At 30.0% G+C, this 12,989-nt stretch carries 8 protein-coding genes; 5 read left to right on the top strand and 3 right to left on the bottom strand.

Going from position 1 to position 12,989, the window contains the following annotated elements:
- Positions 1 to 24 precede the first annotated feature (24 nt).
- Positions 25 to 3,684, bottom strand: coding sequence for a DNA polymerase III subunit alpha (gene dnaE / locus HY951_15875; protein MBI5541541.1), 3,660 nt, complete (start codon positions 3,682 to 3,684; stop codon positions 25 to 27).
- 236 nt (positions 3,685 to 3,920) lie between these two features.
- Between dnaE and HY951_15870 the strand changes: the two genes are divergently transcribed.
- The 5 genes from HY951_15870 to HY951_15850 all read left to right on the top strand — a co-directional run bounded on the left by HY951_15870 (position 3,921) and on the right by HY951_15850 (position 8,244).
- On the top strand, positions 3,921 to 4,970 hold the full coding sequence (locus HY951_15870; protein MBI5541540.1) for an arsenic efflux protein: 1,050 nt from the start codon (positions 3,921 to 3,923) through the stop codon (positions 4,968 to 4,970).
- A 17-nt stretch (positions 4,971 to 4,987) separates the two neighbouring features.
- Entirely contained in the window at positions 4,988 to 6,427 is a 1,440-nt protein-coding gene (locus tag HY951_15865) for a bifunctional metallophosphatase/5'-nucleotidase (protein MBI5541539.1), read from the top strand.
- A 5-nt stretch (positions 6,428 to 6,432) separates the two neighbouring features.
- The gene (locus tag HY951_15860) at positions 6,433 to 6,894 is read left to right on the top strand and encodes an LEA type 2 family protein (protein ID MBI5541538.1); all 462 of its coding nucleotides are present in this window, start codon (positions 6,433 to 6,435) and stop codon (positions 6,892 to 6,894) included.
- A gap of 81 nt (positions 6,895 to 6,975) precedes the next feature.
- The gene (locus HY951_15855; GenBank protein MBI5541537.1) at positions 6,976 to 7,800 is read left to right on the top strand and encodes a universal stress protein; all 825 of its coding nucleotides are present in this window, start codon (positions 6,976 to 6,978) and stop codon (positions 7,798 to 7,800) included.
- Between the two features lie 3 nt (positions 7,801 to 7,803).
- A complete protein-coding gene (locus HY951_15850) occupies positions 7,804 to 8,244 on the top strand; it encodes an SPOR domain-containing protein (protein ID MBI5541536.1) in 441 nt (146 codons plus the stop codon).
- Here HY951_15850 and HY951_15845 read toward each other — a convergent pair.
- Positions 8,241 to 9,536 (bottom strand): T9SS type A sorting domain-containing protein, encoded by a 1,296-nt coding sequence (locus HY951_15845; GenBank protein MBI5541535.1) that lies wholly within the window; start codon positions 9,534 to 9,536, stop codon positions 8,241 to 8,243. The genes HY951_15850 and HY951_15845 overlap by 4 nt on opposite strands.
- Before the next feature lie 264 nt (positions 9,537 to 9,800).
- On the bottom strand, positions 9,801 to 12,971 hold the full coding sequence (locus tag HY951_15840) for a hypothetical protein (GenBank protein ID MBI5541534.1): 3,171 nt from the start codon (positions 12,969 to 12,971) through the stop codon (positions 9,801 to 9,803).
- Positions 12,972 to 12,989: the final 18 nt, after the last annotated feature.

Here is a 12,989-nt window from a genome sequence, read left to right as displayed (position 1 = left end):
ATTTAGTTTTCCAATTTTATTAACTCAATTTGATTTAAATTCCAAACCATTATCAGTAAAGTAATCAATTAAATCATTGTTTAAAGTTATTGCAAAATTTCTTGTAAACATATCTATTGAAAGTCTATCATTATCAGAATATATGGAAAAATTCAACTGAGATTTTCCTTTGTGTTTTTTACATAGTTTCTCGATTTCGGATATAAATTCTTCGTTAATATTATGAACAGGAATTTTTAATATAACTTTTTTAATTTCTTTTCTGGATTCTGACAACAGAGAAATTTTTGAAAATTTCAATTCCAGTTCACCTTGATTATCGTCTCGCATTCTTCTTTTTACATTTGCTTTTATCAGAAGACACATGCCAACCTGCATATATTTTCCGTACTCAACAAAATCTTTTCCAAACAAGCTAAATCTGAATGTGTCTGAGAAGTCTTCAATAGTTGAAGAAGAGAATGGATTACCAGTCTTTGACATTTTATTTTGTGTACTCGTAACAAATCCTGCAATAGTTATTTCTTTTCCTTCAAAAGAGGATAAGTCATGAATCTCTGAAAGTGAATTTGAGGTTAAACTCTCGATATCGTACCGATAGGGATCAAGAGGGTGTGCAGATAAATAAATTCCAATTAGTTCCTTTTCTTTTTCGAGTTGGAATAGTCTTGACCATTCCTCATTTTTCGGAATTTCTGGTCGTTTTATCTCAATAGGATTTATATTTCCAAATAATGATTGTTGCGTATTGTTTTTATCCGATTGAAACTTTGAACCATATCTTATTAATTGTTCGATAAAAGAGATTTCGCCATCTCCAAAGTATTGATATCGTTTTAATTCTGTAAAGGAATCAAAGCCACCTGACATTGCAAGTGCTTCTAAGTTTCTTTTGTTAACTGTACTTGGACTAACTCTTTCAACAAAGTTAAAAATATCTGTAAAATTACCATTTGCGTTTCTTTCTTTGATAATAACTTCCGCAGCAGATTCTCCTAATCCCTTTATTGCACCTAATCCAAATCTAAGATTACCATCTTTGTTTACAGTAAATTTTATATGACTTTCGTTAACATCAGGACCGAGTACTTTTAAATTCATGCGTCTGCATGCATCCATTAACTTGGTAATTTCTTTTATATCGTCTAAGTTACGACTAAGGTTGGCAGCTAAAAATTCTGCAGGGTAATGAGCTTTAAGATAGGCTGTCTGATATGCCAAATATGCATAGCATGTTGAGTGTGATTTGTTAAATGCGTATTGTGCAAATGCCTCCCAGTCTGTCCAAATTTTTTCGCAGGTAACTTCTGCGTGTCCATTTTTCTTGCAACCCTCCATAAACGAGCCTTTCATTTTATCAAGAACTGCACGTTGTTTTTTTCCCATTGCCTTACGTAAACCATCTGCGTCACCTTTTGTAAAACCTGCTAATTTCTGAGAGAGTAACATTACCTGTTCCTGATAAACTGTAACGCCATAAGTGTCTTTAAGAATACCTTCCATGTCGGGTAGGTCGTAATGTATTGCTTCCCTGCCATGTTTACGGCTTATGAAGTTTGGAATATACTCCATTGGACCTGGTCGGTAAAGTGCATTCATCGCAATTAAATCCTCAAAACGATTCGGTTTTAGTTCACGCAAATACTTTTGCATATTTTCCGACTCAAACTGAAATACTGCTGTGGTTAAGCCTTTACTAAAAAGTTCGAACGTCTTTTTATCTTCAAGACTTATCTTATTTATGTCGACAACAATTCCTTTTGATAGTTCTACATTTGTAACTGCATCTTTCAAAATGGAAAGAGTTTTTAAACCTAAAAAGTCCATTTTAAGCATGCCAACTTCTTCCAGATAATGGCCGTCAAATTGTGTTACTAATAAGTCAGAATCTTTGGAAATGCATACAGGAATATATTCTGTTAATGGATTTCTGCTAATAATAATTCCACAGGCGTGAATTCCGGTTTGGCGAACTGAACCCTCAAGTGTCTGTGCATATTTTAAAGTAGACATTACTTCTGGGGTTCCCGATTCTTTTTCTTTTCTTAATTCGGGAGATTCTTTAAATGCTTTAACCAGATCCATGTCCGGTTTTTCAGGAATCATTTTAGTTAATCTTTCAGCTTCGCTCAAAGATAATTTTTGGACTCTGGCAACATCTTTAATAGATGATTTTGCTGCCATTTTGCCAAATGTTATAATATTAGCTACCTTATCTTTTCCGTATTTATCAACAACCCATTTAAGAATATTCTCTCGTCCGTCTTCGTCAAAGTCAATATCAATATCGGGCATTGAAATACGTTCAGGATTTAAAAAACGCTCAAAAAGTAAATCATATTTAAACGGATCAATATCTGTTACCTGAAGGCAGTAAGAAACTACTGATCCTGCGGCTGAACCACGACCTGGACCAACCCATATGCCCATTTTACGTGCTTGTGAAATAAAATCCTGAACAATTAAAAAATATCCGGGAAATCCCATGTTTTTTAATGTCTGAAGTTCAAAACTGATTCTTTGATTTACTTCATCGCTTGGGTTTTCGCCATAACGATTTTTTGCTCCAATCTCTACAAGATGTTGCAAATAGTCAGCTTCAAACTTAATTCTCAGAACGTTGTTATAACCTCCAAGCCTTATAAAGGTTTCGTTTGTAAATTCAGAAATTAAATCTTCCTCAGAAAAAGTTTCTTTATACTTTTCGATTGTTCCAAACTCCTCAGGAATAGGGAACTTTGGCATAACAGGAGCTTTATTTAAATTAAATGGCTCTATTTTGTTAGAAATTTCTATAGTATTGGCAATAGCTTCAGGATGGTCTTCGAAAATTATAGCCATTTCCTCGGGCGATTTAAACCATTCCTGTTTAGTGTAATGCATTCTTGAAACATCATCAAGTTGACTACCTGTATTAATGCAAATTAAACGGTCATGTGCTTCTGCATCTTCAGAATTAATAAAGTGCACATCATTTGTTGCAATTACTTTTACTCCTGTTTTTGCTGACAGCTCTACTAAATGTTTGTTTACAAGTTGTTGCTGAGGATAAACTTCGCTATCGGCATTGGGATCTGTTGCCTTATGGCGTTGTAATTCTAAATAAAAATCTTCCCCAAATTCTGATTGGTATTCTTTTACCAGATTTTCTGCAAGTTCTATATCGCCCGAACGTATTGCGCGTGGTATTTCTCCCGCAATACATGCAGTAGAAATTATTAAACCTTCTTTGTGTTTAAATAATAGTTCTTTGTCAATTCTTGGTTTAGAATAAAATCCTTCGGTAAAAGCTACTGATGAAAGTTTGATTAAATTTCTATAACCTGTTTCGTTTTTTGCAATTACAATTAAATGGTTTCCGCTTCTGTCTTCTTTTACGTCTTTCTCTTTAAGATTAAGACTTCTGCGGGCAACATACATTTCGCAACCAATAATAGGTTTTAAAACTCTTGCTTTATAAATTTCACCTTTTTCTTCTGCCTTTTTTTGAAGTTTTTGTTCCTCGTCATTATGAGCTTTAACGGAATTTAAAAAATCTTTAACTCCAAATAAATTACCATGATCTGTCATTGTTACAGCAGGCATGTTGTATTCAGCGGCTTTTTTAATTAAGTTTTTGATATTAGACGCACCATCTAGTATGGAATACTGAGTGTGAACATGCAGGTGAACAAACTGGCTCATAAAAATGAATGAATTACAAAATTAAATTGATAAGCGTAAATTTACTAAATCAAATCAGGACTTCAATTCAAATGTTTAAAAATTGATGAATAGATATTAACATATTTGTATTGTGCAGAAACACAAGCTTATGTTAACCATTTTAATAGTAAATTATTTTATTTGTTAATGCCGATTCTTAAATATTGTGTTATAGTTTTTCTTTTATAACTTTGCTATTTATATTCATTCTAAAAATGGAATTAAACTGGCTAGATATATTTAAGCAAACCTTTATGATTTCTGGGTTTGTGCTGTTTCTGATGCTCATAATTGAGTATATAAATGTACAAACAAAGGGAAAATGGAGTAACCCAATAAAAAATTCTCGTTGGCTTCAACTTTTTATTGCAATATTTCTTGGAATAACTCCTGGCTGTGCAGGTGTATTCACAGTTGTGTCGCTTTACACACATAATATAATTAATTTTTCAGCTTTACTTGCCGGGTCAATTGCTACCGTAGGCGATGAAGCCTTTGTAATGATTTCTGCATCACCTGTACTGGCACTTAAAATTGCTGCCGGTGTTATTATTATTGCAATTGTCGCCGGTGTCTTTTTTAATTTATTTATTAAAAGTAAACCAAGAATTCAGAATGAAAAGCATTTTGTGACACATGGCGATGAATGTTGTTCAACTAAGCCAACATTATACACAATAAAATTGCAATTGCAGAAATTTACATTTGCAAGAGCAATGTTATTAATGGTTTTAATTTTTATTATATTTAGTCAGATTATTCCTTTTGGTGAAGCAGGAGGAGGAGAACACGAGGAAGGACTTTTCTCTGCAGAGTCAATTATATTTATGCTAATGGGATTAATTTCAACTTTTATTATTTTAACTGTTCCCGAGCATTTTCTTATGGATCATTTATGGGAGCATGTTCTTAAAAAACATTTTTTCAGATTGTTTTTATGGACATTAGGTTCAATTATTGCAATTTCAATTCTTACTAACTATTTCTCGTTTAATGAATGGGCAAAATTAAATTTAATATATGTTTTGTTACTAGCTTTAATTATAGGAATAATCCCAATTTCAGGTCCGCATATTTTATTTATAACATTATTTATGGATGGAATTATTCCGTTTAGTTTTCTTCTGGCAAATTCTGTAGTTCAGGAAGGACACGGTGGAATACCATTACTTGCAGAAGATAAATGGAGCTTTGTTAAAATAAAGGCAATTAAAATTGTTATTGGACTGATAATAGGACTTTCCGGAATGTATTTTTCATTTTAAAAAAAAACAAAAGAATCATGAAATACAGAATATTATTTTATCTGTTGTTAATAATACCGGTTGTTGTATTTAGCCAGGGTAAATCTAAAAAGTCAACATCAGAAATTGTAATACTACATGTGAATGATATGCATGGAAGAATTGATCAATTCCCAGTACTTTCTGCAATGGTACAAGACATAAAAACAAAGCATAAAAATGTAATTCTAGTTTCGGCAGGTGATTTATTTAGTGGAAATCCAATCGTTGATAAATACTCTGAGAAGGGTTATCCGATGATTGATTTTATGAATGATTTAAAATTTGATCTTTCAACTTTAGGAAATCACGAATTTGATTTTGGTACAGCAACTCTGGCTAAAAGAATTAGCGAAGCAAAGTTTCCGTTCATTGTCGCTAACATTAAGCCTAAGAATAAAGAATTTCCACAACTAGAACCTTATAAGAAATATAAATTTGGAAAAACAAAGCTTGCTATATTAGGATTAACTCAGGTAGAACCAAGTGGACATCCTGATACCAGACCTGAAAATTGCGCTGGTGTTGAATTTACTGATGGAATAAACAAAACTAAAGAATATAGTTTTCTTTCAAAAAAATCTAATGTGTTTGTTGTGCTATCACACATGGGTGTTGCTGAAGATTCAATTTTAGCTACAAAAATGCCTGAAATTAATGCAATTATTGGTGGGCACTCACATAAAGCTCTTCAACCACAAATGACTGTTAATGGTGTAACGATAGTACAAGCAGGATATTATCTGAAATATTTGGGAATGTTAACAATTAACATGGAAGGAAATAAAATTGTTTCAATTCATGATACATTATTGCCATTAAAAGGATATAAACATGCCGACACGTTGTTAATCAGAAAAGTTAATAATTATAATAACAACGAGGAGTTTAAAAAAATAGCAGGTTATTTAGGGTCCGATATTAAGGGAGACAACGAGCTTGGTGGGTTTATGGCAGATGCAGTTTTAAGATCTGTTAAAGCAGATTTTTCATTTCAAAATAGCGGAGGAATTAGAGTTTCGGAAATTCCTGCAGGACCTGTTACTATTAAACAGGTTTATGAGTTAGACCCATTTGCAAATGAAATTATGGTATGTAAAATGACTCCTTCTCAAATTCGTGAATTGATAGAATATGGTTATAAAAAAGAAAAAAAGGCGGATATAATTTCTTCAGGATTAAATTCAGTGATTTATTTAAATTCTGATAAATCGGTTAATAAAGTTGAATTATTTTTTCCTGATGGGAGTACTTTAGATGAGAACAGAGTTTATATGGTTGCAATAAACAGCTATGTTGTGAGTTCATATAAATTTGGAAAAACCGGTGAAGTAAAAGGGACTGGAATAACAACAACCGATGCATTAATTCATTTGTTGTCAATAATAAAATCAGCTAATTATTCAGGAGTTTCAAGTACAAAAATTGTAACAAATTAAATCTCATGAAAAGAATATTTTTGTTTTTAGTAGTTATAACTTTTCTTAGCTCTTGTACTATTAAAGAAGTCGAGATTGGTAAGATAGAAGGTGTTAGTATAAAGGACATTAACAAAGAGCATGTGAGTTTAGAATTAATGGTGCCTGTTAAAAACAATAACAATTTTGCTTTTACAATTTCTGATGTTAATTTAGAATTAACTTTAAGTAATGTATCATTAGGAAAAGTAAAGAAATCAAAAAAACTTAAAATCCCGGCTAATTCAAATGCAATTCAGACAATGGAATTTGATATTAAATTTAGTAAATTAGCAGAGAGTCCATTAACTCTTCTTACATCAATAATTAAAAACAAGGTTGATTTAAAGGCAAGCGGTTATATTAAAGTTAGGAAATGCTTAATATGGAAGAAATTTAATATTAATGAAAATCAGTCGGTTAAGTTATTTAGAAAAGGGTTATTTTAAAGGTTTTGGTTTAAGCATATTTTTTACTTATTTTTGAACACGTTCAAATTAATATTTTTCTGAACTTAAAATTTATTTTTTATGAAAAAAATTCTTGTTCCTATTGATTTCTCTGCTGATTCAGTAAATGCGTTAGAGCATGCAATTTCTTTTGCTAACATAATTGAAGCTGATGTTAGAATGATTCATGTTAAAAGAAGTAAGAATTTTGAGATGCCTTTCTATTTCAAAGATTTTGATATGGTAGTAGGTAAATCATTGGATGATTTTATGAATATTTTAATTGAAAAATATAAAGGAAAGATAAAAACTAAGTTAGATTATAAAATTCGTGAAGGAAATGTATTTAAAGAAATAACAAATCAGGCAAAATATGATGATGCTTATTTGATTATTATGGGAACTCATGGTGCCAGCGGATTTGAAGAGTTAATGATCGGTTCAAATGCATTCAGAGTTGTTTCAAATGCTCCATGTCCAATCATTACTATTAGAAATGGGTTTGAACATAAAGATCTTAAGAATGTTGTTATGCCTATTGATTTCTCAAAAGAAACCAGACAAAAGGTGCCATTTGTTACCGAGTTAGCAAGATTTTTTGGTGCTACAGTTCATGTTATTGGAGTGGCAGAAATAAGTTCTGTAGATATTACATCTAAAATAAATACTTATTGTACACAGGTTGAGGAATATTTAAAAGAAAAAGGTGTTAATTGCACAAAAGAAGTTTTAGTTGGCTCAAATATTACCGATATAACAATTGATTATGCAAAGAAAGTTAATGCTGAATTAATAACAATTATGACAGATCAATTAACAAATGCTGCATTCTGGTTAGGTCCATATGCCCAACAAATGGTAAATCATTCACCAATCCCGGTTTTAAGTATTCGTAGCCAAGGTTAAAATATGCGTTGTTCTATTTTTGTGATATTATTTTTGTTATGTTCATTGGTGTCTTATTCCCAACCTAAAATATTTGCTACAATTGCAGAATCAAAACAGGGTTGGGGTAAAGTTACTATTCAACAGGAATCTAGAATTGAAGCGATTATCGGAAAGCATATTGAAATAAACCAAAAAGCAAAAGGTTTTCCTGGTTATAGGGTACAGGTTTATTTCGGCTCAGGATCTGATGCTAAAAATACAGCACATAAAATAAGAACAAGTTTAAATACAGCTTTTCCAGATTATGATTCATATTTGGTATATGAAGCTCCATATTTTAAAGTACGTGTAGGCGATTTTCGAAATAGAAACGAGGCGTATAAAGCATTTAAAATAATTCAGTCAAGCTATCCGGGTGCTTTTATAGTTGATGATCTTATAGGGTTGCCAAGATTGGATTAATTATTTATCAGTTTCATTGTTATAGTTTTTTCTCCTAAAATAGCTTTTACAAAGAAAATACCTTTAGGGAAATCAATTAAAGTCAGATTCGCTGACACATTGTTATTTTTTGAGTAAAACACTTCTCTTCCTGAGATATCTGTAATAATTATATCAAAATTTGTTATTTCATTTGAATTTGACGAAACAATTACTTTTTCACCATTTGATGGGTTTGGGAAAAGTGATATAGAAAAATCGGAATTTGAATTCATACTAACAGAAGATATTGAGGAATAACTTTCCTTACCATCAAAATCTACTTGTTTTATACGATAGTATGATGTTCCATGGTAAGGAGTATAGTCTGCATAATTGTAATTATTCACATTGTTACTATTACCGGCCCCAGTAGTTTTTCCAATACTTGTAAAATCAATTCCATTTTTTGATTTTTGAATTGTAAAATAATCGTTGTTAATTTCTGTAGCAGTAGACCAACTTACATTAACAGTTTCTTTTTCTGTTGTTGTATTAATGTTTGAAAAAGTAACAGGCAAATATGTACTTGAGCCAATTACTCCATTAATAGGACAGGCTCCTAGATTATTTGCAGTTAGGTTATCAAAATTCCAAAAACCAATTAAATCTGTTGCATCGTAATTAATTCCTGTTACTGATGTTGGGTTATTCATTAAATCTGTAATTTGAGTTTGGGTAAGAGCTTTTTTCCAGATAGAAACTTCATCAAGCTTACCGTTAAAATGTCTGTAATTGTTGCTGGGATTTGACCATCTTCCCATATTTAGTCTTGAAGCAGTAGGAAATGCTCTTATATTTCCTGTTTTATTCATGGTTGCTTCCTGAACACCGTTTACATATAATTTCACATTATTATTTGCAAGTGAGCCGTCATATACAAGAGTTAAAAAGTACCATGTTCCATTAGTAGGATTTGTAGTTGAATATAAATATTCACGAGAGTTTGTATGAATCGCAAACTCAAATTTAGAATTATCTGAATTATGTTGAACCCAAAAAACTCCATTGTCACCACTATTTGTTGAATCGGCTAGTGTAAAAAGATTTGCCCAGTTTCCAACACCGGGATCTGTCTTGTTTGTCCATCTTACCCATAGTGAAATTGTCATTTTATTACTTATACTTAAGTCAGTTAAGCAAGTTAAATTTAATCCTCTTCCGTAATCAATATAACTGTTTACAGATGGAGTAAAGTTTGCAAAAGGTGCGTGTTGTGCAATAATTAGTTTTGAAAAAAGTGTGAAAAATAATATTAGTAAAATATTTTTCATAATTATTAACTGTTTTTGTTGGGTGTGTTTACTTTGTTAAACTATTAAAAACACGTAAAGTTGGCATCTGCTGAGGCCCATAAATACTGTGTTTTATGAATTTCTCAAATGTTTGATTAAAAGTCAGAAATCAGTTGATGAAATTCTTAAGTTATGATGAACTTTAATCTTTTTTAGACTAAAAACACAAAAAGAGTGTTAATGTTAATAAAATAAGCTAGATGTGTAATAACCAAGATTAGTTAATCCTCTGTTGGGAAACATTTATAATCCTATTTTAATGCCAAACCTAAAAATTCTTGGAATATCATAGTTGTAAGAATTGTTAATATAATTCGAATAATAATTACGAAAAGCAGCAGGATTATTTTGCGAGTTTATTGAAATCTGATTATACGGATTCGCTAAGTAACCATCGTCTTCTGGTGTCCCAGAAGAGTTATAGTAATATATAAAGTTCTTTTTATTTAAGATATTTTCAATTATTGCATATATTGTTACAATATATTTACTATAATTTGAAAAGAAAGACTTTTGAATATGAACACTAAAATTCTGATTGTTTTTTCCGGCTCTTAGTACATTATCTTTATAATAAAAATATGGTAAATGATTAACATCAGTAACCATTTGTCTATAGTCGAATAATATAGAAAATGATAGATGCTTAGAAAATTTCTTGTAAAAATTAGTATTGCCATGATGTGAATTATCTACAGAATAAATAATCCAACTCTTTGCTATTGTCTTTGGAAAAAACAAATTGTAATATTTTGTATTTTCTCTATGCTCCTGAATACATACACTTCCACCAAAATTAAAACCGGTATTAAAAATTTGATACGTTGTTATATCTAAAGTGACTCCTCTTGTTTTCAAAGTATTTGGATTATTGTAGTAAGAAAAAAACGAAAAAGGAACACCTCTTTCATATCTGCAAATATCAAAAATATTTTGTGTCCAATTCTGCTGGTAATTTAATCCGATCTTTGTTCTTTTTCCAATAATATTTGATATACCTGCTTCAAAATATTTAGAGTACATGGGTTTTAGGGCTGAGTTTGTAAAAAGATCGTTTTGGTGGCTATAAATTGCCAGATAATTAATAGGATTAAAGATAGATTCAAAACCCGGATTTCTTGAATTAGAATAATATTTAATATTAAACATATAATTTTTAAAATAGTAATTTACCTGAAAAAATGGCAATATTTTATATGCAGTTTTATATTTTGAGAAATTATCTGAATAAAAACTGGGACTATTAAAATCAAAATTTGCAAAATATGGTTGTGCCAAATTGCTTGCTACTTCTATTGTTTGACCATTGTTATTATACCAGTTATTTCCATCTCTATATGCCAGAATCTGTGTTGGTGAAATAAAATTGTCAACATAAACTGCATAATTATTTCCTATATTATTAGGATGTGTAACATTATTACCATTAATTGAAGTTACTTCACTGGCTTTTCTTATTTTATAAAACGAATATGGATCTTCAACTACAGGTTGGTTTGAATTATAAGCATTTAACTTTATTCCTAACTCTATATCGTAATTCTTTTTTTTATATTTCGAATTAAAAAAAACATTATAATTAATTGGTTCAAATGCACTTGTTGGTCTTGTGTGTAACCCATAGTCATTTGTTTTTGAAAAAAAATCGGAATAATTATTTTTTGAGATTTTACCTGTAAAATCATACCCGTATGTTTGAACAATGTTATTAGCGAGAACATCATCTGCTGAGAACATTTCTATTGAAAAATCAGATGGCAAATAATCATCTATATATAGATATTCCGTGTTATTATATGGTTTACCTAGATTTAATCTTAAATTATAATCAAAAAATGTTTGTAGAGTTGGGTTATATAATCTGTCATATGATATTGTGTCCTGAAAAACCCAATTCTCATCATAAAGAAGATGTGGAATTGATGTGTTAAGTTCTTGTATATGATAATTTGTCGATGCTCTTGCTAAAGTCCAAAGTCTATTAGGTAGTATATTATAATTTCTTGATATCATTTTACTAAAATCACCTCCTATTTCAATCATTATATTTTTAAAATCAAAATTGAAATTTCCTGCTAAATACCAATTATTTTCTGCTTTTTCAGAGTATGTGTTATTTGGCAAACCTGGCAGATTCCATAAATTGTAAACTCTTGAAGGCTCGTCTCCATTGAGCAAACCTCCAAAAGCTTGAAAAGAATTATTGTTATATATTTGAACACTTTGGTAAATATTAAAAAATGAATTATTCCATGATGTGTAAAATGGAATGCTGAAATTATTAGAATTAAACGTTATTAATGTGTCGCGAAACCCATCTTGTTGGAAAACACCTGTTGAGAATCCTGGCAGTGTGTCTGTCCAACTATAAGATTCTGTAGTATAAGTTTTAAATTTCCCGGCATAACCATATCTAAAAAAATCCTTTTTAAATTCCTTATTTTCAATAACTTTTTTATGCAATGAATAACTTGCATTTATATTGTACTTTATGTTAATGTTTTCATATTTATATAAGTTTTGTTCAAATTTAATATAGCTGGTTGTATAATATTCTTTATAGTCAGGATTATTAGAACTATTCATTAACAAATTCTCGTATACAGGTGAATTCCCATTTTTATAAACACTATAATTGCCAATTGTTACAAAAGTACTTTTTGATAAAGGGAGCAATACTTTAGCATAAACTATTTTTGATTTTATATTATCATTTTTTATAAAACGACTTTTATAAAAATTATCACTTGAAAGATAGTCTGCAGAATATGATGAAAATGGAAAGTTTACGGAATTATTTAAAGGGTTAGTATATATCTCTGTTTGTTTATCTGTATTCAAATAGTTCTTGTTAACATTGGTTGGATTAGGCTCCTCGTCATTTTTAAAGCTTAATGCTAAAAGATATTTTGGTTTAAATTTTTCGAATAATTTTATTGTTCCGTCAATTTCTAATGACCCCTCAATAATATTAGGGTATTTGTCGTTTTTAACATTAGAATAAAAATTTGGAATGTCTTTTCTGAGATTAAAAGTATAATTTATTGAGTCAGATGGTTGCAATGTGTTTAATCTAAAGTTTCCATTAATTGAATTTCCTGAATTTGCCTGACTACAGTTTTTCGTAAAGGTTATATTATTAATTATTATTATCGGGAAATCAGTATGCATGATTATTGGAATATCATCAAGATATATTGAATTATCAAGACTCTCCATGTTATTTAACAACATACTGTTTTTATAAAATAAAAAAGTGTTTGGAAATAATTTTATAGCAGTATTTATATTATAAACTGGTAATTTGTTAAAAAGTGAATCATTATATTTAGAATGAAAATTTAATTTCTCTGAGTTTTGAGAAAATGAAATATTTGTGACAACAATAAATAAAAAAAGTATTTTATATTTCATGTAAATTAAGGTTAAATT

It is taken from the genome of Bacteroidia bacterium, assembly GCA_016218155.1.
Classification (GTDB): Bacteria; Bacteroidota; Bacteroidia; order Bacteroidales; family GWA2-32-17; genus GWA2-32-17.
Note: the sequence above shows the minus strand (reverse complement) of the source record. Positions and strands in the feature narration are given on the sequence as shown.